25 protein-coding genes are annotated in these 25,650 nt (G+C 39.0%); 7 read left to right on the plus strand and 18 right to left on the minus strand.

Features of this window, described 5'->3' with window-relative positions; translation table 11 throughout:
- Positions 1–133: 133 nt before the first annotated feature.
- Positions 134–772, plus strand: a complete 639-nt coding sequence (locus KHA88_RS18860) for a class I SAM-dependent methyltransferase (RefSeq protein ID WP_249306291.1) — start codon at positions 134–136, stop codon at positions 770–772.
- Between the two features lie 59 nt (positions 773–831).
- On the opposite strand, the gene KHA88_RS18865 is transcribed toward KHA88_RS18860, so the two are convergent.
- From KHA88_RS18865 to KHA88_RS18900, 8 genes are all read right to left on the minus strand, one after another.
- A complete protein-coding gene (locus tag KHA88_RS18865) occupies positions 832–1,128 on the minus strand; it encodes an LSm family protein (protein ID WP_213099513.1) in 297 nt (98 codons plus the stop codon).
- 275 nt (positions 1,129–1,403) lie between these two features.
- A complete protein-coding gene (locus KHA88_RS18870; protein ID WP_213099512.1) occupies positions 1,404–1,697 on the minus strand; it encodes an RNA polymerase alpha subunit C-terminal domain-containing protein in 294 nt (97 codons plus the stop codon).
- Positions 1,698–1,914: 217 nt separating this feature from the next.
- Positions 1,915–2,796 carry a ribokinase gene (gene rbsK, locus KHA88_RS18875; RefSeq protein ID WP_213099511.1) on the minus strand — a complete coding sequence of 294 codons (882 nt, stop codon included), beginning with the start codon at positions 2,794–2,796 and terminating at the stop codon, positions 1,915–1,917.
- 31 nt (positions 2,797–2,827) lie between these two features.
- A complete protein-coding gene (locus tag KHA88_RS18880) occupies positions 2,828–3,757 on the minus strand; it encodes a nucleoside hydrolase (protein ID WP_213099510.1) in 930 nt (309 codons plus the stop codon).
- A 23-nt stretch (positions 3,758–3,780) separates the two neighbouring features.
- Positions 3,781–4,962, minus strand: a complete 1,182-nt coding sequence (locus tag KHA88_RS18885; protein ID WP_213099509.1) for a NupC/NupG family nucleoside CNT transporter — start codon at positions 4,960–4,962, stop codon at positions 3,781–3,783.
- 129 nt (positions 4,963–5,091) lie between these two features.
- Positions 5,092–6,009, minus strand: coding sequence for a pseudouridine-5'-phosphate glycosidase (locus tag KHA88_RS18890; RefSeq protein WP_213099508.1), 918 nt, complete (start codon positions 6,007–6,009; stop codon positions 5,092–5,094).
- Positions 6,010–7,104 carry a PfkB family carbohydrate kinase gene (locus KHA88_RS18895; protein WP_213099819.1) on the minus strand — a complete coding sequence of 365 codons (1,095 nt, stop codon included), beginning with the start codon at positions 7,102–7,104 and terminating at the stop codon, positions 6,010–6,012.
- 99 nt (positions 7,105–7,203) lie between these two features.
- Positions 7,204–8,142, minus strand: a complete 939-nt coding sequence (locus KHA88_RS18900; protein ID WP_213099818.1) for an EamA family transporter — start codon at positions 8,140–8,142, stop codon at positions 7,204–7,206.
- A 326-nt stretch (positions 8,143–8,468) separates the two neighbouring features.
- On the opposite strand from KHA88_RS18900, the gene KHA88_RS18905 reads away from it, so the two are divergent.
- The gene (locus KHA88_RS18905; RefSeq protein WP_213099507.1) at positions 8,469–9,560 is read left to right on the plus strand and encodes a carbohydrate kinase; all 1,092 of its coding nucleotides are present in this window, start codon (positions 8,469–8,471) and stop codon (positions 9,558–9,560) included.
- Positions 9,561–9,816: 256 nt separating this feature from the next.
- Here the strand turns inward: KHA88_RS18905 and KHA88_RS18910 are convergent, their stop codons facing one another.
- Positions 9,817–10,827 carry a tRNA dihydrouridine synthase gene (locus tag KHA88_RS18910; protein ID WP_346729012.1) on the minus strand — a complete coding sequence of 337 codons (1,011 nt, stop codon included), beginning with the start codon at positions 10,825–10,827 and terminating at the stop codon, positions 9,817–9,819.
- A 239-nt stretch (positions 10,828–11,066) separates the two neighbouring features.
- Positions 11,067–12,440, minus strand: a complete 1,374-nt coding sequence (gene rlmD / locus KHA88_RS18915; RefSeq protein ID WP_213099506.1) for a 23S rRNA (uracil(1939)-C(5))-methyltransferase RlmD — start codon at positions 12,438–12,440, stop codon at positions 11,067–11,069.
- 324 nt (positions 12,441–12,764) lie between these two features.
- Here rlmD and KHA88_RS18920 point away from each other — a divergent pair, with 324 nt between their 5' ends.
- Genes KHA88_RS18920 through KHA88_RS18930 form a run of 3 tightly spaced genes read left to right on the plus strand, consistent with a single transcriptional unit; the run spans position 12,765 to position 15,794 of the window.
- Positions 12,765–14,297: a PTS transporter subunit EIIC gene (locus KHA88_RS18920; RefSeq protein WP_213099505.1), complete on the plus strand. Its 1,533-nt coding sequence runs from the start codon at positions 12,765–12,767 to the stop codon at positions 14,295–14,297.
- A 3-nt stretch (positions 14,298–14,300) separates the two neighbouring features.
- Positions 14,301–14,984: an N-acetylmannosamine-6-phosphate 2-epimerase gene (locus KHA88_RS18925; RefSeq protein ID WP_213099504.1), complete on the plus strand. Its 684-nt coding sequence runs from the start codon at positions 14,301–14,303 to the stop codon at positions 14,982–14,984.
- A gap of 3 nt (positions 14,985–14,987) precedes the next feature.
- Positions 14,988–15,794: a MurR/RpiR family transcriptional regulator gene (locus KHA88_RS18930; RefSeq protein WP_213099503.1), complete on the plus strand. Its 807-nt coding sequence runs from the start codon at positions 14,988–14,990 to the stop codon at positions 15,792–15,794.
- Between the two features lie 44 nt (positions 15,795–15,838).
- On the opposite strand, the gene KHA88_RS18935 is transcribed toward KHA88_RS18930, so the two are convergent.
- Positions 15,839–16,858, minus strand: coding sequence for a Gfo/Idh/MocA family protein (locus tag KHA88_RS18935; RefSeq protein WP_213099502.1), 1,020 nt, complete (start codon positions 16,856–16,858; stop codon positions 15,839–15,841).
- A gap of 214 nt (positions 16,859–17,072) precedes the next feature.
- Between KHA88_RS18935 and KHA88_RS18940 the strand changes: the two genes are divergently transcribed.
- Complete coding sequence (locus KHA88_RS18940; protein ID WP_213099501.1) at positions 17,073–17,813, plus strand: YqcI/YcgG family protein; 741 nt, start codon at positions 17,073–17,075, stop codon at positions 17,811–17,813.
- A 204-nt stretch (positions 17,814–18,017) separates the two neighbouring features.
- Here the strand turns inward: KHA88_RS18940 and KHA88_RS18945 are convergent, their stop codons facing one another.
- Positions 18,018–18,740, minus strand: coding sequence for an NAD-dependent protein deacylase (locus tag KHA88_RS18945; RefSeq protein ID WP_213099500.1), 723 nt, complete (start codon positions 18,738–18,740; stop codon positions 18,018–18,020).
- 162 nt (positions 18,741–18,902) lie between these two features.
- Between KHA88_RS18945 and KHA88_RS18950 the strand changes: the two genes are divergently transcribed.
- Positions 18,903–20,492: a DUF2339 domain-containing protein gene (locus tag KHA88_RS18950; protein ID WP_213099499.1), complete on the plus strand. Its 1,590-nt coding sequence runs from the start codon at positions 18,903–18,905 to the stop codon at positions 20,490–20,492.
- 115 nt (positions 20,493–20,607) lie between these two features.
- Here the strand turns inward: KHA88_RS18950 and KHA88_RS18955 are convergent, their stop codons facing one another.
- The 6 genes from KHA88_RS18955 to KHA88_RS18980 all read right to left on the minus strand — a co-directional run bounded on the left by KHA88_RS18955 (position 20,608) and on the right by KHA88_RS18980 (position 25,563).
- A complete protein-coding gene (locus KHA88_RS18955; protein ID WP_213099498.1) occupies positions 20,608–21,327 on the minus strand; it encodes a ThuA domain-containing protein in 720 nt (239 codons plus the stop codon).
- Positions 21,328–21,522: 195 nt separating this feature from the next.
- Entirely contained in the window at positions 21,523–22,437 is a 915-nt protein-coding gene (locus KHA88_RS18960) for a diacylglycerol kinase (RefSeq protein ID WP_213099497.1), read from the minus strand.
- A 115-nt stretch (positions 22,438–22,552) separates the two neighbouring features.
- Positions 22,553–23,443, minus strand: a complete 891-nt coding sequence (locus tag KHA88_RS18965; protein WP_213099496.1) for a hypothetical protein — start codon at positions 23,441–23,443, stop codon at positions 22,553–22,555.
- Entirely contained in the window at positions 23,440–24,531 is a 1,092-nt protein-coding gene (locus KHA88_RS18970) for a hypothetical protein (RefSeq protein ID WP_213108678.1), read from the minus strand. Before KHA88_RS18970 ends, KHA88_RS18965 begins: the two co-directional genes overlap by 4 nt.
- The gene (locus KHA88_RS18975; protein WP_213099494.1) at positions 24,524–25,024 is read right to left on the minus strand and encodes an anti-sigma factor; all 501 of its coding nucleotides are present in this window, start codon (positions 25,022–25,024) and stop codon (positions 24,524–24,526) included. Before KHA88_RS18975 ends, KHA88_RS18970 begins: the two co-directional genes overlap by 8 nt.
- A complete protein-coding gene (locus KHA88_RS18980; RefSeq protein ID WP_213099493.1) occupies positions 25,021–25,563 on the minus strand; it encodes an RNA polymerase sigma factor in 543 nt (180 codons plus the stop codon). Before KHA88_RS18980 ends, KHA88_RS18975 begins: the two co-directional genes overlap by 4 nt.
- Positions 25,564–25,650 lie beyond the last annotated feature (87 nt).

Raw genomic sequence — 25,650 nt, forward strand, 5'->3', positions numbered from 1 at the left:
GCGGAACCATCCTATTTTTTTTTCATATCATGCAAATAGATGAGTAAAGAAGGTGGTTCCAATTACACATTCGAAATATTTGGATTTTTTATCCAAATTCGGTATTGGCAGTGCACACCCTGGAGGCTTTGATTTGACAAAGGAAATTTTCCTAACAGAGAAAATTAACAAAACGTACCACATTTTAGATGTAGGATGCGGCACTGGCCAAACAGCTGCCTATCTGGCTGCCCAATACGGAGCAAAAGTAACGGGTATGGATATTAATCCAATAATGGTGGAAAAAGCCAAAAATAGAGTGACAAAATACCAATTACCAGTAGAAATTATTCAAGGGTCAATAGAGAATTGTCCGTTAGAGAATAATCAATTTGATTTTATTATTTCCGAATCCGTTCTTGCTTTTGTGAATGCACCTAAATCTCTTAAAGAAATATATCGGTTACTTAAGAGTGGTGGCCGGTTCATTGCAAATGAACTTACCATTAATTATCAGCTCGATACATCTAACAAGGAGGAAATAAAACAATTTTACGGATTTGATTCTTCCCTTCTAGAGACCGAATGGATAGATTTTTTTGAACAGACAGGGTTTAAAAACATTGAAATTCATCCGCAAAAATATCCTATTGTCCAAAATAATCAAATTCCTGAATATCAGTACTCAGAGTATATTGAACCTGAACTTTTTATGGTAATGATTGAGCATTTTAATATGATAGCAAAGTATGAAGGGGCTTTGGATTATAGAATTTTTTCATGCACTAAATAAAGTTATAATAAAAAAAGGCTTGCAAAACATATACTGCATGCCTTTTTTGGTACTGAAGTTTAGATAAAGAATGGGAAAAACGGACCAAATCCTCTTACTCCAAAGAAAGGGAAGCCGAATAATCCAAATGGCCCGTAGAAGGGAAATAAGCGGCTTTCATCTTCTGTTTCCATTTCCATATGATGATGATGCGTTTTTGGCATGATGACATACATTTTATCATGATCATAGCTGTGAAGGAGACCCTGATAAACAGAGCCATCGTTTAACTCAACTTGAATAAATTGATACAAATTTCTTTTACACTTATCATGGAAATGCTTCATATCTCTTTGCGGATCGACAGTTTGTTCCATTATGGTTTACCTCCTCTATTTCACATACATTTACAAAATATTCTTAAATAGGCCTTTGTGTTCCGGGATTTTAAAATAACTGAGGAGATCTCCCTAACGGATTTCAATCATTTGAGCAAATAAAAAGAACTTGGACATCCAAGCTCCTTTTAATATGGGATCAGCCTTATTGATTTTGCCAATTATTATAAGGATAGTTACTGCAATGAAACCATAAGCAGCTCCCTCAAATACCCTTCTACAAAACCAATATTTATTTTCATTGATATTAATATTTAATTTTTGAATGATAACCCCTTTTCCTGTAAAGCGGTCCTTAGCTTAGGTAAAGAACTTGGTCCCAAACCGTGAAAACGCAAGATCTCTACTTCACTAAAGTTTGATAGCTGTTCTAAAGAGGTTATCCTATTGTTTTCCAAAGCCCGTCTAGCTGGTGCCGATAATAGTGATAGAAATCCTTTTTCAGGTTTCCGTTCTTGTTCACATATCGGACAGACTGGACAGTCGCTACTTTTATAATATTTGTGTCCTTTATCGCAAACCCTTAAACTTTGCTTTGAAATTGCCACTTTATATCTCCTTTCTTATGAATTACTTTTATACATTATGACATCCACTCAGCTGATTTATCGATATGAATAGCAATATTTTAAACATTACCTTAAAGTCATATCCAATTATTACTTAAATTCCTGACCGACTAAGTAATGACTAGATTTTAAAGTATTTCTTAGTATTTATGAAAAAAACCCTCCCATAAGTATATGAGAGGATCCCTAGATTATCTTATATCTCCAAATTCAACCTTCTTAAAACTCTTTCAAATGAAGGCATACCACTTTGAGCACCTTTTTTCTCAACTGATAAAGATGCACTTGCATTTGCAAATCTTACTGCTTCTTCAATATTTTTTCCTTCTGTTAATGCAACAGCAAAGCTCCCATTGAACGTATCACCAGCACCTGTCGTGTCTACCGGGTCCGTCTTAAATCCTTCAATGAATATATGTTGTTTACCGTCATAAAAACGGGCACCTTTATCGCCTAAAGTGACGATTAATTTATTCGAATAGTGTTCCAAAGCTTGTTCAATATTTTCACCAAACATGCTGATGCATTCCATTTCATTTGGTGTAATATAAGTGGCCAACTCAATAAATTCGGGTTTAAAACGGTCAATTGGTGCAGGGTTCAATACAATCGGAATATTGTGTTCATTACATATTTTCAAGGCTGTGTGAACGGTATTAGCTGGTATTTCCAATTGTATGACGACCATTTCGCTGTTTATAATCTCATTTTTAACAAGTTCTATTTCTTTCGGTGTCAAACGGTTATTTGCCCCGGGAACGACAATGATTCGATTATCGCCATTGGATACAATGATAGTGGCAATACCTGTTGTTTCATCGGGAAAGGTAAATACATGATCTGTTTTTATGTTTTCTTTCTTTAATGATTCAAGTGCCATCTTTCCGTATTCATCGGTACCGCAAGCACCGATCATTTGTGCCTCTTTCCCCAATCTTGCAATTGATACGACTTGATTGGCCCCTTTTCCACCGAAAAAAGTGGTAAAGGTGCTTCCTAACCTTGTTTCTCCTTTTTCGGGGACGTGATCTGTTTGAATAACCAAGTCCATATTAATGCTGCCGATTACGGTAATCACATTATCACCTTAATTCGCTTTTTATTGCGTTCTAGTATTTTTTAAGGGCTTCAATCATAAGTTTCCAGAAACCTTCGACATCCAGTTCCAATCCGAACTTGGCATTGACTTTCCTGCCAGTGACCCCGTGCAGATCCACCGATGTTGTTCCTGCAGTGAACTCGCCTTTCGTTTCCACTGTAATGTTAACATCTTTCATCTTGAACAATTCTGGCGCAACAAGATAGGCCACTGTTAAGACGTCATGTACCGGCGCTCCATCAAAGTCGAACATTTCTTTATAGGTTGAGGCGAAGAATACTAATAATTCGCCCACAATATTAGCAACCTTATTATCGATTTGATTCACTTGTTCGATCACTTCTTTTGTTGCTAACGCCTGATGGGTGATATCCAGTCCCATAACTGCAATTGGGAGGCCGCTGTCAAATACTTTTTTAGCCGCTTCTGGATCGGCCCAAATATTAAATTCAGCAGTTGGCGTCCAGTTGCCAAATGTTCCGCCGCCCATAAGGACAATTTCTTCAATATTGTTCTTGATTTCTGGTGCTTTTGTTAAAGCTAGACCAATATTTGTTAATGGTCCTGTCGGAAGAATGGTAACAGGCTCTTTCGACTCTTTTACTAGCCTTATGATTGTATCCACCCCATGCTCTTCGCTCCAGCTGCGGGATGGTTTTGGCAGCTCCGGGCCATCCAAGCCTGAATCTCCATGGATGCCTGGCGCCGTTTCGCGAAGGCGAACCAATGGCTCACTCGCCCCTTTGGAAACAATCACATCATTTAATGAAACTAAATCACAAATTTTCAAGGCATTATCAGTCGTTTTTTCGATTTCTGCATTTCCTGAAACCGTTGTAATTCCTAAAATCTCCAATTTCGGTTGTACAGCGGCTAAAATAATCGCAATTGCATCATCATGTCCTGGATCGCAATCCATAATAATTTTTCTAGTCGTCATCCGATTTCACCTCTAAATCATATTTATAATACAAGGCCCATCATTGTTCCAGAAATGACGGATGCCAATGTCGCGCCTAACAATAGTTTCAACGAGAATCTTGCAACATAAGCTCCTTGTTTTTCACTGATTGATTTGATTGATCCCGAAACAATACCCACGGTTCCGAAGTTTGCAAAGCTGACTAAATAAACGGATACAATGGCAATTGTTTTATCAGAAAGATGTTTTGTAATTTCTCCAAATTTCAGCATGGCCACAAATTCATTCGTGATCAACTTAGTAGCCATAATTCCACCTGCCTGGACCGCTTCTGCCCATGGAACACCCATTAAGAAAGCGATTGGTGCAAACAGATAACCAATAACGGTTTGGAAGGAAACTTGGAATACCCCTAGGAACATCACATTGATCAACTCCATCAGGGCGATGAATCCTAATAGCATGGCGGCAACGATGATGACAATTTTAAATCCATCCATGACACTTTCGCCAATCATTTGGAAGAAAGGGAGTCTTTCATTTTCTTCAATTTGAACTAAATCCTCTTTTTCATCTAAATCATACGGATTAATAATATTTGAAACGATAAGTGCACTAAAAATATTCAATACGACAGCGGTTACAACAAATTTCGGCTCCAGCATAGTCATATAAGCGCCAACCATCGCCATACTTATCGCACTCATTGCGGATGTACAGATGGTGTACAGCCTTTTTTGCGATAGGACTGGAATTTGTTTGATAATGGTCAAGAATACTTCAGGTTGTCCAAGTACAGAAGTAGAAACGGCAAAATAGCTTTCTAGTCTCCCCATTCCGGTGATTTTACTTAAAAATAACCCTATATACTTGATGATGAATGGCAATACCTTTATATAGTTTAGTAACCCTATTAAAACGGACATGAATACTAAAGGTAATAACACTCCAAGAAAGAACGAAAATTCCCCTTGATTTAAGATGCCGCCAAAGACAAATTCAATGCCTGCATTAGCGATTTTCATTAATTTTTCAAAAAACACGCCTACTTTGGTAATGGCAATCAGACCGATATTCGTGTGCATCATGAAGAAAACTAAAAGGATTTGCACAATCAACATGGTCAGAATTCGTTTATATTTTATGTTTTTTCTATCATTACTAACTAAAAAACCAATGACAAAAACGAGCAGTATTCCTGTTAGCAAGAAGATAAAATTCATCTAGTCCCTCTCCTCTTAGATGTGAGCGTTTTCACATATTTGGAAAAACAACTTCTATAAGGTCCATTAATGTGAGTAATTTCCCTTTATAGAAGTTGTGTTTTTGCAAATTACGAACGCAGTCTATTATTATTTTGTTTTGCTGTTGAAACTAACTGCAATTTGGCTTCCTACTTTTGCATTGTGTTTTACTAATTCGATATTGGCAACAAGGCTTTTTCCGCCAGTCAATTCTTTGATTTTTCCAAGAAGGAATGGTGTGCTGTCTTTACCAATGATGTTATTTTCTTCAGCTTGTTTAACAGCATCAGCAATAATTCCATTAATATACTCTTCATCCATTGCATGCTCTTCTGGGATTGGGTTAGCAATTACCGCTCCACCTTTAAGGTTTAATTCCCATTTCGTTTTCAATGTTTCAGCGATGACATCGATTGAATCAGTAGAGAAGTTTAATTTATGTTCACTTTTTCTGGTGTAGAATGCTGGAAGGACCTCTGTTCCGTATCCAATGACAGGAACACCTTTTGTTTCAAGGTACTCAAGAGTAAGAGCAAGGTCTAGGATTGATTTCGCACCCGCACAAATGACGGCTACATTTGTTTGCGCTAATTCGTCAAGATCAGCTGAGATGTCCATAGTTGTTTCAGCGCCTCTATGAACGCCGCCGATACCGCCAGTTACAAAGATGCTGATGCCAGCTAATTCAGCACAGATCATTGTTGTAGCAACAGTTGTGGCGCCAAGTTTTTTTGTCGCAACAATTTGCGCTAAGTCACGTCTTGATACTTTGGCAACATCTGAGCTTTTACCAAATAGCTCTAACTCTTCATCTGTTAGACCAATTTTAATTTTCCCGTCAATGATCGCAATAGTTGCAGGGACGGCACCGTTTTCACGAACGATTTGCTCAACCTCACGAGCCATTTGTACGTTTTGTGGATAAGGCATACCGTGAGAAATAATCGTTGATTCTAATGCTACGATTGCTTTGCCTTCTTCTTTTGCTTTTTGTACCTCTGCGGAAAATTCAAGATATTGTTTCATTTATATTGCCTCCATATCTAACATGAATTGTTTTTGTGATAATTCTTGTCTAACCGTATACTTTGACATAATCGTTTTATGGGCATTGACCAAACCGGATTTGATAATGTAATCGGTGTCTTTCTTTTGCAGCCAGGAGTATATCACTGCTGCGCAAAATGAGTCTCCTGCACCTGTCACATCAACAACCATTGGTGTCTCGATAGCCGGAAAATAACGAATTTCTCCATATTCTCTCCCTGTCATGACACCTTTTGATCCATTTGTGACAATTACATTTTTTACTCCCAGATCCAACCACTTCTTGACAGAATCTTCCCAGTCTTTCTCGTCGTTGATTTTAACGTTCATAAAGGTTTCTGTTTCATCTTTATTGACGATGAGCCAGCTTACTGCATTCAACGTTTTTGGGAGTCGACTCATTTTTGGAGACGAAACCGGGATAATGACTAATGGAATATTATGTTTCGATGTGAAGAAAAATAGGAAATCAATTGTTTCACTTGGGCAATTCAAATCTACTACGATACATTTAGCTTTTCTAAGGATATTGCTGTTTTTTATTAGCAGCTCAGGTGTGATATGTTCAAAAACGTCCATGTCAGCCAAAGCAATGTTCAAATCCCCGTTCTGATCCAAAACGGCTGTGTATGAACCTGTCGCGGAATGTTCAAAGTGAGCGACATGCTCCAAATTCATGAATGGTGACGATAAATCATAAATCTCTTCCCATTCTGAATCGTTGCCGGCTGTTGAAAGTAAAGTAACTTCCTCACCTAATCTACCTAAGTTTTCCGCAATATTTCTTGCTACGCCTCCAACCGCTCTCGAAGATTTTACCGGATTGGACGTTTCAGCTGTAATTTCATTTTGTGCATAGAATTTCCTGTCTATGTTTGCTCCCCCAATACAAATGATTGGAGCTGTTTCATTTAGAACGTAAGCCTTGCCAAAAACATATTCTTTTTTGATCAGGCTAGAAATAATATTTGCAAGGGAAGATTTAGATAATCCAATTATTTCTGATAGCTCTTCTTGAGAAATAAACGGATTTTCTTTGATCATCCCTAAAACTAATTCTTCTTGTTCATTCATTTGATTAGTCATCTTGACACCTCCTTGCACAACAAATGTTTATCTCTTAAACACATGTTTAGTATACGCTTCCATGTCGAAATGTGTCAACAATTTTTTTTATGAACTTTTTTTCAACAAATGGGGGTCATGTTTGCTTACTGTTTTGAAAGCCTTATTCTTTCCTCGAAAGATATTTCTATTCAGCATTGTCGGCAAACTCATCCCGAGAAGAATGATGACGATGCCGGCAATTTGCAGCGAGGTAACCGTTTCGCTAAGTAAAATGACGGAGACCATCACCGCTATCGGCAATTCAATTGCACTCAAGATAGAGGACATGCCCAATCCAACTTTGGGAACGGAGATCGAGAACAAGAAAACTGGAATGACTAGGCCAAATAACCCCAAGGCCAAACCATACATCCAAAGTCCTTCGCTAAACAAAGTGCCATTCCAAATAATTTCTGGTGACTGAAAAGCAGCTGACATCATAAAAGCAAAGAAAGAAACCAATACTAATCGGTTAGAGGTGTTCATATTTTCCGTTGCCTTCCCATTAACATATAAAAACAGAGAGTAACAAATAGCGGCTGCTAACCCCCATAACCACCCTTGAAACGGGATTTGCGATAAGTCAACATCAATCAAACCGGCGGCTGGTATCGTTCCCACAATCAATATGATTAAAGAGATCAATTCCATTCGACTTGGAAGCTGGCGTTTTGTGATACAGGAAATCAACATACCGATCCATGTAAATTGAAACAGAAGCACCACAGCCAAAGAAGCAGGCAGATAATTTAAAGAATGCCCATAGACAATATTTGTCAACCCAGTAAACACACCTGCGAGGATCAGAAGTTTAACTCCCTTAAAGCTTAATTTTGTGCGGTTCGTAACAAGGAAAATACATACTGCGATACAAAATCCGATAAAAAACTGGCTTGTAACGGCTTCTGAGGCCGAAAATCCACTCTGCATGGCAAGTTTTATGATGGTTGAAACGACACCATAACTACTTGCTGCGATCACTACCAACAAAGGATATATATACATCTTCATCGTTCGACTACCTCCTAAAATTTTTCATTATGAATCGAATCTCATTATGATTTTCAAATAGTTTCTTAGGGAACAAAAAAAAATCACAATCTCCAATATAAATCACTGATAGACTTTTTATCAATCATTTTTTTTTGGCTTGAATGGATTTTTTTGTGTAAAATAATAGAGTCATTGAGAGTATAATGAGCAAATTTGAGTAGTTTTGAAGAAAGCCCTTTAACTCCGAAATACTGTCTGTCTTGAAGGAATTGATATAAGCGTTTACAAATAAATGTTTGTTAGTTAAACTATTGTTTAAGGAGAAATGAGGTTGTTTTATGGATAAAGAGAAACAAATTTTACATCACATAAAAATGAATCCTTACATTTCACAGCAAGAATTATCAAGCAAAGTCGGTTTATCTCGACCTGCGGTTGCGAATTATATTGCGAACTTGACTAGACGCGGTGAAATTAAAGGACGTGGCTATATCCTCCGGGAAGAATCGTCGATTATCTGTATCGGTGGAGCAAACATCGACCGGAAAGCGAAATCGAATCAGAAGGTTCGTTTGTATTCATCCAATCCAGTGAAAATTACCGAAGCTTATGGCGGGGTGGCACGCAATTTCGCTGAAAGTATAAGTCGATTAGGGCTTAGTGCCTCGCTTATGACGTGTGTCGGTAACGACAAAGAAGGCAGTTGGATACTGAAAGAAACGAAAAGTCAAGGTGTTGATGTTAGTCTGGTATGGGTGTTGCCAACGGAACAGACCGGAACTTATACCACTTTATTGGATATGAATGGTGAAAATATTGTTTCCATGGCTGATATGAGTTTGTACGAAAAAGTGACCATTTCTATGTTAGAAGAAAAATGGTCCTATGTTGCGGGCTCACAAGCTGTTTTTCTGGATACGAATCTTCCTAAGGAATGCATAGGTTATATCATTAAACGCTGCAACGATGAAAACATCCCGATTTATATTGACCCTGTTTCTTCAGCCAAAGCTCAAAAGCTTCCATTTCGGCTTGATGGCGTAGAAATACTGTTTCCAAATCTGGAAGAAGCAGAGAAGCTTGCTGAAATAAATATCGACTCAATCGAGGATTGTCAAACAGCCTGTGAAAAAATCAGGCAACGCGGCGTTCAAAAAGTGATGATTACTCTTGGGGATCAGGGAGTTTATTATTCATCCAATGAGGAATCGGGGCATTTGCCTCCATTCAAAGCGAATGTTGTCGATGCCACTGGGGCTGGTGAAGCATTTGCCGCATGTGCAATATATGGCATCATGAACGAAGAGTCGCTAGTCAGTGCGTGCCAATTAGGACTTGCCGGTGCTGCCCTTACCCTTCAAACTGAAAAATCAATCTCACCATTTTTAAAACCTGAAAAAATTCATGAAATGGTAAAGGAATTTTCTTAAAAAAATCACATTTAAATTTTTTCGGCGAAAGATCGCCTTTTGATTACAGGAGAAAAGCATCTGCTTGTGCGAAAGCAGATGCTCTATTTTGCTGTGTCTCTATTATTAAATTGAGGAATTTCCGTACCAGCTTTAACTTGTCTAGCCTTAACATCTTCTTTTCTGAGATTTCCTCCTCATGTCATATAACAATAATGTCATGTAAATCTTTGGATTCTTCCGTACTAGAGTTCGCAGAAATAACCTTGATTCTCAATTAGACCCTTTCACTGTCCCCGTCCCAGCAACATTCTTTTTCAAAGTTATCAAGCAATGCACGCACTTCATCTGTTGATTTCGTTTTCATCAATTGATTTCTTAATTCACCGGCTCCACGGAATCCTTTGACATAAATTTTGAAAAAGCGATGAAGCCCTGTGATTGAACGTGGCAGTGCTTCCGCATATTGATCTTGAAGATCAAGCTGCAGTCTTAGAAGATCAAGGTATTCTTTACTGCTATGCTCTTTTGGCTCTTTTTCAAAAGCAAAAGGATTTTTAAAAATACCTCGCCCAATCATAACGCCATCAATACCATATTGTTCAGCAAGCTGCAGCCCAGTTTGACGGTCAGGAATATCTCCATTGATGGTTAGTAGCGTATTTGGTGCAATCCGGTCACGTAATTTTTTGATTTCTGGAATTAGCTCCCAATGCGCATCTACCTGGCTCATTTCCTTTCTTGTACGTAAATGAATAGAAAGGTTCGCAATATCCTGTTTTAAAATATGCGTTAGCCACTCCTCCCACTCATTTACATCCGTATAGCCAAGTCGTGTTTTCACGCTGACAGGCAGTCCGCCCGCTTTTGCTGCTTGAATAAGTTCTGCCGCAACATCTGGACGGAGGATAAGACCACTGCCTTTCCCTCTCGATGCTACATTCGGTACAGGGCAGCCCATATTAATATCAATGCCTTTAAATCCTAGCTCTGCCATGCCAATACTCATTTGACGGAAATATTCGGGATTATCCCCCCAAATATGTGCCACCATTGGCTGTTCATCTTCTGTAAAAATCAAACGGCCACGCACACTTTTCATGCCCTCTGGATGACAATAGCTATCCGAGTTTGTAAACTCTGTGAAAAATACATCCGGTCGACCGGCTGCACTTACTACGTGACGAAAAACAACATCTGTCACATCTTCCATTGGCGCAAGCACAAAAAATGGTCGTGGTAAATCACGCCAAAAATTATCTATCATTTCAAACTCAAATCCTCTCACTATGGATACAACTTCAAACTCTCGTTCAAAAAATATAAAGCCAAATGTTCCACTTCTTTGACACTTATATCATGCTTAATAACTTATTATCAACACAAGTACATTTAGACATTAATAATGTGTGAAAAACTATTGTGAAAATCGGCAATGTTTATTTTAACGAAAATCGGTCCTGAATGGTATCTTTATAAACAAAAAAGCAGATGGTATAGATTTTTTCTATATCAACTGCTTTTCTATTATACCAACTCCAACCACGCAACCGCCTCACAATGCATTGTCTGCGGAAACATATCGACAGGTTGCACTTCCACAGTTTTATATCCGCCATCTTCCAAAATCCGAAGGTCACGCGCTAATGTTGCTGGATTGCACGATACGTAGACGACTTTTTTCGGCTTCATTTTGATGATGGTATCAAGAAGTGCTTGGTCGCAGCCTTTGCGAGGCGGGTCGACGACGAGGACATCAGCTTTAATGCCTTGTTTGTACCAATTGGGAATCACTGTTTCTGCTTCCCCTACCTCAAATTCTACATTTGATATGCCATTTAGCTCTGCATTCTTTTTTCCATCTTCGATAGCTTCCGGAACAATCTCTACCCCGTATACCTTTTTCGCTTTTTGGGCAAGAAATAAGGAAATGGTCCCAATGCCACAATAAGCATCAATGACGTTTTCATTACCACTCAAGTCTGCATATTCTAGCGCTTTATCATAAAGAACTTTCGTTTGCTCAGGGTTCACTTGGTAAAATGAACGGGCTGAAATGGCAAATTTGATATCACCAATATAGTCATAAATGACTTCTTCTCCCCAAAGTACTTTTGTCTGCTCTCCAAAAATCACATTTGTGCGCTTCGGATTTACGTTTTGCACAATGGATTTAACCCCCGGTATCTCTCGGGAAATTTCTTCAATAATTTTTTTCTGATTTGGCAAATCTTGCGTACGTGTAATGAGTACGACCATGATCTCGCCTGTCTTTTTTCCGTAGCGTGCCATCACGTGTCGGAGGGTGCCTTTATTCGTTTGTTCATTATAAGCCCGCACTCCATATTTTCCGCAAATCTCTTTTACTTTTCGTAGAACAAGGTCATTTTGTTCAAGTTGGATTAAACATTCATCCATATCGATGATGTCATGTGATCGTTGCTGATAGAACCCACCTATCAGTCCCCCTTCGCGCTCGCCGATTGGCACTTGAGCCTTATTACGATAGCGCCACGGATCGTCCATGCCAAGAACTGGATGAACCCTAACATTTTCTAATTTTCCTATCCGTTCTAATACATCACGAACCTGTTTTTCTTTGGCCTTTAATTGCCCTTCATAGCTTAAATGCTGAAGCTGGCAGCCACCACATTCCTTATAAATGGAACACTCTGGTTCTACTCGAAATTTACTCTCTTCATAAATCTCAATTAGACGTCCGAAGCCGTAGCCTTTATTTAGTTTCACAACTTTTACTTTAGCTTTTTCACCGGGCAATCCGTTCGGAATAAACAACGGATACCCATCCACTTTTGCAACGCCATTACCATCATGGGTTAAGTCCTCAAAAGTGACATCTATATAATCATTTTTTTTGATTGGTGCTTGAAATTTACTCATTGTTTTCGTCCTTTTCCATGCTGATTTTACTGCATTGATTGTAACATACTGATTAGATTTATCGAAGTTAAGTGAAAATCCTGGAAGAAACATATGCTTTACTCTTTACAAGCATTAGCAATTTCCAAAAAGTACTACCTTTAAATTTGTTGATCTTACAACTTCCACCCATCTCACTTCATTGTTGATTCTATCTGCATTTTTGAATAGCTTTCTTTATCTAACAAATAATTTATGAAAGAGCTTAAAATTTTTTCTTGCATTATTTGTTTTATCTTTTTATAATTATCGATGAAAATAATTTACATTTGGAGGTATTGTTTGATGAGTGTTTTCTTCGAAAAAGCACAACAATTTGGTAAATCCTTTATGCTGCCTATCGCTGTTCTACCTGCAGCTGGTTTACTACTAGGAATTGGCGGCGCTTTATCCAATCCAAATACGATAAAAGCTTATCCATTCTTGGAGGTTTCTTGGCTTCAGTCCATCTTCACTATTATGTCTAGTGCAGGTAGTGTTATTTTTGCTAATCTTGCCTTGCTATTTGCTATTGGTGTTGCTGTTGGTTTAGCTAGAAGTGATAAAGGAACAGCAGGACTAGCTGGAATGCTTGGATTCCTTGTTATGAATGCAACGATTTCGGCTTTATTGACGATTACAGGAAGTATGAATTCAGAAAATCCAGCATCTGTTGGTCAGGGCATGGTGCTTGGTATTCACACTTTAGAAACAGGAGTCTTTGGAGGGGTAGTAGTAGGTATATTGGTTGCTTGGCTACATAATCGATATAATAAGAAACAGCTCCCTCCGTTTTTAGGTTTCTTTAGCGGATCACGTTTTGTACCCATTATTTCTTCATTTGCTACTATTTTTCTAGGTGTTCTTATGTATCTTGTTTGGCCTTTTGTACAAGCAGGAATATTCAAAATGGGTGGACTTGTTGAAGCCACAGGGTATATTGGTACCTTCATTTACGGTTTCGTTTTACGGTTACTAGGCCCTTTCGGCTTACATCATATATTCTATATGCCGTTCTGGACGACAAGCTTAGGTGGTTCTCTCGTCGTAGATGGCCAACTTGTTGAAGGTACACAGCGAATTTTCTTTGCTCAGCTTGGAGATCCGACTGTTGAAAAGTTCTATATTGGAACATCTCGTTTTATGTCAGGTCGATTCATTACAATGATGTTCGGGCTCATTGGTGCAGCCTATGCTATTTATCGTACTGCAAAACCTCAGCATAAAAAGGTCGTTGCTGGATTAATGGGTTCAGCTGCATTAACATCCTTTTTAACAGGGATTACAGAACCAATTGAGTTTTCTTTCTTGTTCATCGCTCCAATGCTTTATGTTTTACATGCATTTTTAGATGGATTAGCCTTTATGATGGCCCATATTTTCCAAATTACAATCGGGCAAACCTTCTCTGGAGGATTCATCGACTTCGTCCTATTTGGAATTTTACAAGGAAATGCTAAAACAAACTGGATTATCGTACCATTAATCGGGATTCCTTGGTTCTTTGTTTATTTCTTCCTATTCTCATTCTTTATTAAAAAATTCAATTTAAAAACACCTGGCCGTGAAGATCAAGAAACCGTAGAAACGGTTAAAAATTCAAGTGAACAGGCTGAAACAATCATTGCTGCCTTAGGTGGCGCTGATAATTTAACCAATGTGGATTGCTGTGCTACTCGCTTGCGGGTTAGTGTCAATGATCCGGAAAAAGTGGATGAAGATCTATTAAAGAAAACAGGGGCAAAGGGTGTCGTTACGAAAGGAAAAGGAGTCCAAGTCATATATGGACCACATGTAACAATCATTAAAAACGAAATCTCAGAAATTGTAGGTGAATAATCAGTGTTAAAAAAAGTAGAACATGGACTGATTGCATCATGTCAAGCTCTTGAAGATGAGCCTCTTCATAGTTCTTTTATTATGGCGAAAATGGCGTTGGCAGCCATGCAAGGCGGAGCTGTCGGAATTCGGGCAAATTCCAAACAAGACATTCAAGCGATAAAAAAAGAAGTTTCACTCCCTGTTGTTGGAATTGTAAAACGTGATTATCCAGATAGCGATGTTTTCATTACCGCTACTAAAAAAGAAGTGGACGAGTTAATCGAATCCGGTTGTGAAATGATAGCGATGGATGCCACACTTCGAGAGCGCCCAAATGGCGAAAAAGTAGCTGATCTTGTCTCGTATGTAAAAACAAATCATCCACATGTTCAATTGATGGCTGACATTTCTACATTGGAAGATGCACTTGAAGCAGAACGTTTAGGATTTGACTGTGTTTCAACAACGCTTTACGGGTATACAAGCGAAACAAGCGGAAATAAACTATATGATAATGATTTTGAATTTGTTAAGATTATTTTAGATAATATTAACATCCCGGTGATAGCTGAAGGTAATGTGGTTACACCTGAAATGGCGAAAAGAGTCCTTTCTCTTGGTGTATATTCTGTCGTAGTAGGCGGAGCCATTTCGAGACCACAGCAAATTACAAGCCGGTTTGTAGAGGCCATTAAAGGGGAGTAATCGATGGTTACGCTTTTGAAGGAAATACAGACTAGATATTCTTCCTTCTCTGATAAAGAAAGAAACTTGGCGGATTATTTACTTTCTATGCCAATTGAAGCCTCAAAAAGCAATATAAAGGATATTGCGGTTAAGACTGATGTTTCCGTTGCAACGATTACTCGTTTTTGTAAAAAGGTTTCCTGCCGAAATTTTGTTGAAATGAAAATGAAGCTAGCTCGAGAAGCGCATCAGGAAAATAGCGATAGCGTTGATCATTATTTAAAGCTCCAATATGAGGAAATGTTGCATGACATCCAGGGACTTAGTGGAAAAGAATCATTGAAAAAAGCCCTGCAACTTCTTCAAGGCGCCAAGAATATTTACATTTATGGATTAGGTAGTTCAGGACTCGCAGCCCAAGAATTAAATTATCGTTTAAGCAGAATGGGATTTGCATCTGAGGCAGTGACCGATCCACATTTAATGATCATCAGAAGTGCTTTATTCCGAGATGGCGATTTACTTCTAGCTTTCTCTCGTTCGGGACAAACCAAGGATTTATTAAAATCTGTGAGTAAAGCCAAGAGTAATGGTGCTAAACTTGTTTCATTTACTGCATTTGGAGATACTCCACTTACAAATTTATCTGATGCTGTTTTATGGACCTTACATCCTGTACGGACTGGATATATATCCACAGGTTTAGATTTGAGTGCACTTTATCTCATCGATCTCATTAGTTTATTTTTCTTAGAGGATAGAGAAAGACTAAAAATTTATCAAGAAACCGTTTCTGCAATTTCCTCTGAGGCACATATTAAGGAATAGTATCATTAGCCGCTGATAGAATCAGCGGCTAATTTTATGTCCTATTATATATTTTGAACGATACTCGAAACGTCTTTTAAATTTATTCTCTTTCCTTCTTGATGAGAAAGTGCAGCCGCTTCATTGATTAGTGTTAAGCGAATCGCATCATCTTTTGTAATAGATGGGATAGTTCCATTGATAATAGCAGTCGCCCATTGATTCATAGGCATTGGCAATGCTTCAGGATTTTCTGGAGTTTGCCAGCCAGACTCTTCAAATTTACTGCTCGTAATTCGGATGCGTCCGTCTTCGATTAATAATGTGCCCGCTGTTCCGTATAGTTCTAGCTGAAAAGGGCTTCCGTGTGATAAAAAGCCTGTTTCAATAATGCCCAGCGCTCCGGACTTGTAATCTACTAAAACTACTGCGTTATCGTCCACACCTAGACCATTCGTTTGCTGCAATGTGGCTTGAACCGAATGAGCTTGTCCTGCTAACCGATTTGTTAAATAAATCGGGTGAGCACCGAGATCAATCAACGCCCCACCGCCAGCTTGTTCTTTATTATAGAAGCGGTCAGGCAGCCATCCACTTTCTTCTCCTTCCCTTACTACAGCCCCGTTATGCGCCATGCGGCAGCGAATCGTTGTTAGCTTTCCTAGCTTCCCTGAATCCAATGCTTCCTGTGCATATAAGTAATAACTTTCAGTCAATCTTGGTAATGAGAGCATTAAGTGAACACCATTTTCTTCAACAGCATCGTATATTTCATTACAATCTTCCACAGAAAACGCTAACACTTTTTCCGAGAAAATATGTTTCTTATGTTTAGCAGCTGCAATGATGACCTTTTTATGCAGGTTAGTTGGCGTATTAACAATGACCGCGTCGATAGCTGGATTTGATAAAACTGCTTCTAAACTTTCCTCAAAAGTTACACCCAATTCCTCCGCCCATTTTCTACCACGTTCTGCCTCTTCATCCCAAACTAGTTGGATAGAAATATTGCTATTATCCCGCGCATTCCTTGCATAATCATCAGCATGTACATGCCATCTACTTAATAAAGCAACATTAATCAATAAAAACACTCCTTTTTATAAATAGTTAGATAGGTTCATTTATTATCCGCAATCACGCCTACTGAAAACCCTTCCAAATTCAATTGTACGAAAATTTTCCCAAAATTAAAAGTTATGAGATTTATATTTTAATAAAACTTTTATCCGGCCTATTTGTTTAATGCTAAAAATCGCGGGTAAAAAAATTAACATAGCTCATTTCGAGGTGAATGTGATGAATGTTACGAACAAGAACTACTTGTTAACGAAAGAAGACATGGCTAATAGTGATCTAGTTCCCGATTGGGTAATTAGAGAATATAAAACATTTAATGAAATTGTGACAAATAAAACATTTCCTTGTACGTTTGGAATGGCTGCGGAGAAAAAAGGAGAACTGCGCTATTCATATATATCCCACGACGATTGGTCTAGTCTCCCGTATGCAGTAGAAGAATTTATTGCCTTGTTCGATGAGTCGGATAAGTTGATCCGGCATGGTTTTTTCCTTTTCGTAGAACCTGAAAAAGAAGAGAAATCCCTTGATTATTACCGTGAATACTTTTGGAAGATTCTTCAGTACTTGCACGATGTAGACAAAAAGCCATGGCCAGAGGATATACCTGAAGATCCCGATCACCATTTATGGAACTTTTCATTTGCGGAGGAACCCTTTTTCGTTTTCGGCAATACTCCTGCTTATAAACAGAGAAAAACAAGAGATCTCGGTAATAGCATGATTCTCGGATTCCAGCCAAGAAGAATATTTGAAGGATTGGAAGGAACATCTAAAGGCGGGAGTATGTCTCGCGAAAAAGTGCGAGCCCGTGTGGAAAAGTGGGATCAGCTGCCAAAGCATCCAAACATCAGCCACTACGGGGACCCCGAGCATCGTGAATGGAAACAATACTTTATCGGTGACGACACCAAACCAATTGAAGGAAAATGTCCTTTCCAGAATAAAGCTATCCTATGACCCCAAAAAAAGTCTAAATCATCCGACATATTTCGAGGTATTTCGGGGCGTGCCTGTCACTTGTCGAATAGAAAATGGACAATACTGGAAAATTGGCGAACTTAATGAAATTGGCTTTTTAAGGGTTTCTCAGTAAACCTAGAAGAAGTTTTGCTTAATATAAAAGAGCCGCTTGCCCAATGATAGGCGTAGCGGCTCTTTTTTTCATTTTTTCCGTGATAAGTTTTTATCAGCTTCCTGCAGTACCTCGCCAATTTTCCGATTATTGATAACAAGATCAGCATAAATATCAAATTCGGTTGGCTCCATGTTTACGATCACAAGCTTGGCGCCGTTTTGTTTAGCAATTAGTGGAAACTGATTCGCTGGTGTAACTGTCAAGGATGAACCGAGAACGATGAACAGGTCAGCCTTTTCGCTTTCCTCAGCCGCCCTCATAAGCGCATCCTCGGGAAGCATTTCACCAAACAGGACAACAGATGGGCGAAGCTTTCCTCCACAATCACAGTGAAACCTTTCTTCTGCGTATGTCTCATTACCATATTCTTTTCCGCACGTCTGACAATGCACCCGCTGCAATGTGCCATGTAACTCTAGTACGTTCTCGCTGCCTGCCTTCCCATGAAAGCCATCAACATTTTGCGTAATGATACTCTTAATCACGCCTTTTTTTTCCCATTTCGCAAGAAGTTCATGCCCCTTATGAGGCCGGCAATCCTTCAATCCTAGAACACGATGACGATAAAATTCAAAAAACCTCTCTACGTTCCGATTCAATGCTTCCGTACTTGCAATTTTACTCGGATCTTCTTTCGTCCACATACCTTTGCCAGCCGAGCGAAAATCAGGCAGGCCACTTTCCGTGGACATACCAGCTCCGGTTAACACAACCGTATAACGCGATTCCTTTAACCAATTGGATAACAAAGATCAACACTCCTTCTAAAATTCATTCGACATATTTCGGGTGGTGCCTGTCACTTGTCGATTAAATTCTACCATATTTAAAGGTGAAATAGAGGGAATTGACATTATTTTACTAATATATAAGTAATAGGGCTATCGATCTTTATGAAAGGCGGGAAATATATGGAGAGTAAACCATCTCTAGAAGAACGGGTGCAACATTTGGAAAATCGTGTGCGTCACCTTGAAAAAAAGCTTGATATAATAAGTCCAGATTCTAAAGAAACATTAACAGTCAATCCATCCAAACTTCAGAAGTCCATCGAATGGGATGTTCTTATTTTTCACAAGATCTTGCCACGGTTATTTATTTTAGTTTTTATCATTGGAGTGCTTTGGGGCTTTAAAGCTGCTTCAGATTATGGGTTTTTAACGGAAAATGTAAAAGTCGCACTTGGCTATTTCGTTGCCGCAGCTCTAATTTTCCTAGGTATGTTGCAGCTAAAACAAAAGCGGACTGTGTTAGGTCAAGTACTATTGGGTGGTTCCATCCCCATCCTCATGTTAACGACGTTTGCGATGCATCAGCTTTATGACATCACGGGTCCTGAATTTTCATTCATCCTTAACGTTTTGTGGATTGGGCTTGGATTATATTTTACCTTTAAATATAAATCACAAGGTATCGGAATTGTATCTTCTGTCGGTGGAGTATTTGTTCCATTTTTGATAGAAAGCACTTCTCCAAATATCCCGGTTTTTGTTTTCTACGAGACGATTCTTTACGTATTCTTTATTTGGCTTGCATTACGGCAACGTTACACTATTCTTTACTATGTTTCTGCTGTATTTTTAAACATCGCACTTCTTCTTTTCTTTATCACTGTGAACATACCTGAGGAATACAAATGGATTTCCGTTTCACCAATTATCTTTCAGCAATTCGCACTACTTTCAGGATTTTTAAAGTCGCATCATTTTTTAAAACAGCAGGCCTACACTTTATGTTCTAGCATAATCCTCACCTCTTTGTGGGTCCAAGCCGCTTTCACTGACAAAGAATCATCGATTGTGTTCGCCGCAATCGCATTGCTTTATGCGGCTTGCTATTATTTAAATATAACTGACGTCAAACGGGCGCCAATTTATATTGCGAATGGATTAATAGGCTTTCTATTGTTCGTTGAGATGCTAGCAGACAATCTCACACCAGAAGTACTTATTGGATCTAGCATCGTATACATGTTTGTTTCAAAAAAATACAAGAGCTTTTTCCATGCTCTTTTGAGTGGATTCACCTATATCATCGCCTTCTTCTTAGTTTTCGACAAATCCATTACTGCTTGGATATCATGGGAAATGCTGCACTGGACTGTGTTTATAGCAGCAACAGGCTATGCCCTCCACTTTCTTGTTTCTACGAAGAAGAAGGATGGTAGGATCATTTACAATTTCGGGGTTCCCTATTTAGCTATTCTCCTGCTTATGTTTACGACATTACTTTCAGAGCTTTTGGCAGGAAACGCTGGAGAAAATACGGAGCGGTTCATCATGAGCACCCTTTGGATTGCGATTGCCGTTTTATTTATGGTTCTGAGCCGGCCTCTTTCCATCCGCCAAGGTAAGTATGTGGGTGCTGGAATTTTGTTTTTTACATTAGCGAAAATTATCATTGTTGATATTCCTTTTGTGTCAATCGCAGTAAGAGCAATGATGTTTATTTTATTAGGTATCGTCGGACTCATCGTGTCACGAGCGTACGATAAAAAATAACCAATTATTTCAGATAGCAAAAAGCGAGGATTAACCAACACATAGTTAATCCTCGCTTTATTATTTTCCGACACATTTCGAGATATTTCGGGCGGTGCCTGTCACCTGTCGAATTTTATTTTGTTGGCATTTCTTCTAATGGTTTTGCGTTTCCATATTTAGGATATGGGCGGTTTGAAGGGCTTACCCATTTAGCTGCGTTGACGAGAACTTTGCGAACGTCTTCGTTGTGGTATGTTGGGTATGTTTCATGGCCAGGTCGGAAATAGAAGATCTTGCCATTTCCTCTTTGGTATGTGCAACCGGAACGGAATACTTCTCCGCCTGTAAACCAGCTGACAAAAACAAGCTGATCTGGAGCAGGGATATCAAAATGCTCACCATACATTTCCTCTTCTTCAATTTCGATGTATTCGCCAATGCCTTCTGCAATTGGGTGTGAAGGATCTACTACCCAAAGACGCTCTTTATCATTCGCTTCACGCCATTTCAAATCGCAAGAAGTACCCATTAGCTTTTTGAAAATTTTAGAGAAGTGTCCAGAATGTAGAACAACAAGCCCCATACCTTGCAGTACACGTTCATGTACACGGTTTACAATTTCATCAGACACTTCGTGGTGTGCAAGATGTCCCCACCAAAATAAAACGTCTGTCTCATTAAGAACTTCTTCAGTTAGACCATGCTCAGGCTCGTCCAACGTTGCTGTGCTTATATCATAGCCAGTTTCGGCAAGCGCATTGGCAATAGCGCCATGGATGCCTTCTGGATAAATTTCAGCGACAACCGGATTTGATTTCTCGTGACGGTTTTCATTCCAAATTGTTACTTTCATCAATATCTCTCCCCTGTGTGTATTTATTTAAACTCCTTAATTAGAGATTAAATCGTTTGCATTTTTCTTTATTTTTACATTTCTTTCTCAAATCAAATATATCAACAAATAGAACAACGGACAAGTATTATCAAGAAGGTGAATTCTTCTCATGAAAAAACAGCCCTTTTCATAAAAAAGAGCTGTTCTCCAATTTTATTCAACTTTATCTTCTGGTCTTATATTATCGATTGGTACGAAAACTTCTAGATGGCGATACAAGTTAGAAAACTCTGCTGGTAGAAGACCGCCGTATTCTCCGTCGATGTTCAGCTGCATTTTTTCTTTAGACTTAACTTTAATATAGTTGGCTTTCGCGTAAATTAAATTCGGATCGTTAATATGCTCTCCGCGAAGGGCAAGAGATGCGACCCGGATGAACTCTGCTAAATTCGTCTTTTTCAAAATCATTAATGTAAACAATCCATCGTTCACGGAAGAATCCGGAGCCAGTTTTTCAAACCCACCGACAGAGTTCGTTAAACCAATTAAAAATAGCATGATTTCGCCTTCAAATAACTTACCATCGTACTCAATGCTTACTTCCGCTGCGTGGATGGATGGCAGCATTTCAATGCCTTTTAAGTAATATGCAAGCTGGCCTAACACGGTTTTCAGTTTACTTGGTACCTCATACGTTAGCTCAGTTAGTCGGCCCCCACCTGCTATATTAATGAAATAATGATCATTCATTCGTCCGATATCTACGGGAATCGTATCGTTTTTTAAAATTACTTCTACTGCGGAGTCAATGTCACGAGGAATATTAAGCGCACGAGCAAAATCATTGGTCGTGCCAGTTGGTATTACCCCTAGCTTCGGTCGATACTCCTGTTCAGCTAGTCCATTGACGACTTCATTAATTGTCCCGTCGCCTCCAGCTGCGATAACAATATCATACTTCCGCTCAACAGCTGTTCTTGCCGCCTTAATGGCATCACCCTTAGCCGTAGTAGCATGACAGGAAGTTTCATAACCGGCAGTCTCTAGTTTTTGTAACACGTCCGCAAGATTTCGCTTGAAAATTTCACGGCCCGATGTTGGATTGTATATAATACGTGCTCTCTTCATTCTCATCACCCTATCACTTGAAATCAAGAAATAGCCTTTATCTTTACAGTTTATTCCCCTATCATACCCCTTTTTAACTCCAAAATCCAATTCGACAAAAATCGGGTGGTGCCTGTCACCGCCCGATTTGGAGTGTGTAGCTGTTTTGGATTTGTAGGGTATGTGCGCCGTTTCCGTAGGTGAGGTTTCCTGATACTTTATCTACGTCTTCATTTCTCTTCACGTTTTTCCATGTTTCGTCTCCGAGTTCCTGCATATCAATGGCTTCGATTTTTACATTCGAAGTTTCTGGCACATCAAGTTTAACATTGCTCATACTTGCAACAGACCAATCCGCTTTGAGGTTTCGCGTCTTTATGTTGACATCATTGCCATTTCCGACAACTTCAAGCTTCACATTATCAGGTATGAGCAAGGTAGCGTTTATTTCACTTCCATCATTCAGCAGCCGGCTCGTTGGCATTTCCTTCAACTTGATAAATAATGTATCTCCTTGCTTTTCAATTAGAGCGTAATCAGAAACATCTTTTACAGCAACATCTTTTCTCATTTCCCCTCTATATGTTCCAAACATGACCGTTTCTTTTCCTGGAGAAGCCTCTATATTAGCAGAGTATCTCCCTGTTTCCACAAATACTCGTTTAATATCATCTGTCATTACTTCTTCATATTTAGGCAAGTCCAAAGTTCGCACTTCCGCACTCACTGCTTGGCTTGCGATATCTAATAATCCCGTGGCATTTAACATCGTCATTCCAAGTCCAAATGTACCAATGATACCGATGAAAATAATGCTAATAAAATCATATTTCACATGCTGTTGCTCATCTTTTTTCCAATTTAAATATACAAGGATTTCAACACCAAGAATAATGAGCAGCAATGGCCACCATGAAATCATCGCAATAGCCGGATCCCAGCTTAAGACTTGCGCTAAAAGAAGGAAAACGCCGAGCAAAACAAGTGCAGCCCCCATCGAAATTGAACCAACTCTCCATGTTCTCATTCAGCTTCACCTTCCTCTACCATTTGTTTCGCTTTTCTTCCCGTCATCAATTTAATTCCTCCACCTATTAATAAAAGACAAATGATCCCTGTTTGGAAATATTGATAAAACCAATATTGAAGATCGATATCGATTAAATTTCGAACATATGGTGCGGCAATTGGTAAAAAGATATTTGACGTTAAATAATATAGACCGAGAGCAATGAGACCAATGCCTAACCACTTCTGGTTATTGATTAAGTAAGAGACGATCGGTATATCTTCGAGTTCTTCATCTCCTTGTCTTGATGCTTTTTGTAATCCATCAAAAAAGCTATAAAACCAGATAATCGGTACGAGAAATAAGAATATACCGAGCCTCATTACATCTAAAATATAGATGGAGAACAGAAAGGCAGCCATCAACTGGATACCCCGTTTTTGTAGTCCTAAGTATAGATGCCCTGCACCTGGTACGATCGATAAAAGCGCAGCAATCGACTTACTCTTCTTTCCATCTGTTCTCCGTGTTTCCAGATCTTCTAGTATAGATCTATCCACAAGTTCTTTTCCCTTTTGCTTCAAGGCTAATTGCTGCATAACATCGAAAAAGCTGTAAATCCAAATTACTGGCAGTAATGCTAGGAAGATAAGGAATTCACTGCGATGTGACAGAAACGTCACAAATACAACCATGACGCCAAGCCCGAAAAATGCGGCGAGCAAGGTCATTCCTCGATAAACGAGCCCTAGTTGGAAATGGCCCATGCCTGGTATAAATGAAAGGATTATCGTAAAAAATCGTTCCGAATCCGGGTTTTTCTCGACCGTGATTCCATCCTTCACCGTGTCTGATTGGTTGTAAAGCTTTGAAGCAGTCACGGCTGTATCTATCAGATTGACGATATATAAGAGCAGGCCGCCCCCTAATCCGAATACGATAAATGCTTGAAAGGCTGTGATTGATACAGCTGCAATCGATAATATAGGAATACCGAAAACAGCTGCGGTATAAAATAGCCCTCGTAATACTTTCCCAAGATACATGAGCCCTCCGCCCGGAAAAAAGGCGAGTAAAAAGGCGATAATGGGATTCTTTTTATTCATTGTATTTTCCCTCCTGAACATTTTTTTCAATTTTAGTTGTGAGTGAAGCTGATTTATCCATGATTTGAGCAACGAAGGAAGTATTTGCCCGCGTGCTGGAGCTTTCAAAGGTTTGGATCACATTCATCAATTGTGAGAATACTCCAGTCGACATGAGTAATAGCGTCATCGCAGCTGCCAAAATATAGTTAAACATTGTTTTTTGTTGCAGTTTCTTTTTCTGGTTCGGTTCGATTTTTACTGCTGCAACTCGGTCATTTGTCGTTACCTCATCTTGATTCTTCTCAATCCCTTGCATAATTGCATCAGTAAATGCCCATTCGTCTTCCATCTTTGGTAGATTTCGTTCATTTGACTCGAGAGCTGCTACATATAGTTCCAGGCAATGATCGCAGCTGTAAAGATGGTTTTCATATTCTAAACGTGTCTTTTCTTCTAATTCTTCTTGCACGTATTGAAGCCAATTTTCAAATGTCTTATGGTTGTTAGTCATGAAAAGTCATCCTCCTTCCAGTGCTTTTTCATCCATTGCCTTGCTCGATATAGCTTCGTTTCAATTGTTTTCACTTGGACATTTTGTTCTTCCGCTAGTTCCTGATATGACTTCTCCAGTATGTAAAAGCCTTCAACGACTTCACGGTAATTATCTGGCATTTCTTCAAGCCTTTTTCTAATTAAAAACTGTTTCTCTCTTTTAATCACGAGTAATTCCACGCTATCAGCAGGCGGAGAGTGATCTGTTTCTTCATACTCAACTCTTTGGTCCTCCTGCCTTCTTACCTGTTTTCTTTTTATATCAATCGCATGATTGACCGCAATTCTCGTAATCCATGTCTTAAATCCTTGCTTCTCATATTGGGGGAGAGAAGTATAGATTTTTATGAACACTTCCTGTGCGGCGTCTTCTGCATCTTTTTCGTTCCGAAGTACACCGTATACAGTGTGAAAAACCGTGTTCCGATATTTTTCAACAAGCACTCGAAACGCATGGTCATTCCCACTCTTTATTTTTTCAATGAGCACATCATCCAAAACTTCTCTCCCCCCCTTTCAAGCCCGACACCTATATAGACGTCAAGCTTTTGTCTAACCCCTACAGTTTTATTTAATATTTTTATT

Source organism: Lederbergia citrea, assembly GCF_018343525.1.
In the GTDB taxonomy this organism is placed as follows: Bacteria; Bacillota; Bacilli; order Bacillales; family Bacillaceae_C; genus Lederbergia; species Lederbergia citrea.

Coding starts and splice junctions, on each gene's coding strand:
- KHA88_RS18865 (WP_213099513.1), bottom strand. CDS start 1,128: ATGGAACAAACTGTCGATCCGCAAAGAGATATGAAGCATTTCCATGAT.
- KHA88_RS18880 (WP_213099510.1), bottom strand. CDS start 3,757: ATGACGACTAGAAAAATTATTATGGATTGCGATCCAGGACATGATGAT.
- KHA88_RS18885 (WP_213099509.1), bottom strand. CDS start 4,962: ATGAATTTTATCTTCTTGCTAACAGGAATACTGCTCGTTTTTGTCATT.
- KHA88_RS18890 (WP_213099508.1), bottom strand. CDS start 6,009: ATGAAACAATATCTTGAATTTTCCGCAGAGGTACAAAAAGCAAAAGAA.
- KHA88_RS18895 (WP_213099819.1), bottom strand. CDS start 7,104: ATGAATGAACAAGAAGAATTAGTTTTAGGGATGATCAAAGAAAATCCG.
- KHA88_RS18900 (WP_213099818.1), bottom strand. CDS start 8,142: ATGTATATATATCCTTTGTTGGTAGTGATCGCAGCAAGTAGTTATGGT.
- KHA88_RS18905 (WP_213099507.1), top strand. CDS start 8,469: ATGGATAAAGAGAAACAAATTTTACATCACATAAAAATGAATCCTTAC.
- rlmD (WP_213099506.1), bottom strand. CDS start 12,440: ATGAGTAAATTTCAAGCACCAATCAAAAAAAATGATTATATAGATGTC.
- KHA88_RS18920 (WP_213099505.1), top strand. CDS start 12,765: ATGAGTGTTTTCTTCGAAAAAGCACAACAATTTGGTAAATCCTTTATG.
- KHA88_RS18930 (WP_213099503.1), top strand. CDS start 14,988: ATGGTTACGCTTTTGAAGGAAATACAGACTAGATATTCTTCCTTCTCT.
- KHA88_RS18940 (WP_213099501.1), top strand. CDS start 17,073: ATGAATGTTACGAACAAGAACTACTTGTTAACGAAAGAAGACATGGCT.
- KHA88_RS18950 (WP_213099499.1), top strand. CDS start 18,903: ATGGAGAGTAAACCATCTCTAGAAGAACGGGTGCAACATTTGGAAAAT.
- KHA88_RS18955 (WP_213099498.1), bottom strand. CDS start 21,327: ATGAAAGTAACAATTTGGAATGAAAACCGTCACGAGAAATCAAATCCG.
- KHA88_RS18960 (WP_213099497.1), bottom strand. CDS start 22,437: ATGAAGAGAGCACGTATTATATACAATCCAACATCGGGCCGTGAAATT.
- KHA88_RS18965 (WP_213099496.1), bottom strand. CDS start 23,443: ATGAGAACATGGAGAGTTGGTTCAATTTCGATGGGGGCTGCACTTGTT.
- KHA88_RS18970 (WP_213108678.1), bottom strand. CDS start 24,531: ATGAATAAAAAGAATCCCATTATCGCCTTTTTACTCGCCTTTTTTCCG.
- KHA88_RS18975 (WP_213099494.1), bottom strand. CDS start 25,024: ATGACTAACAACCATAAGACATTTGAAAATTGGCTTCAATACGTGCAA.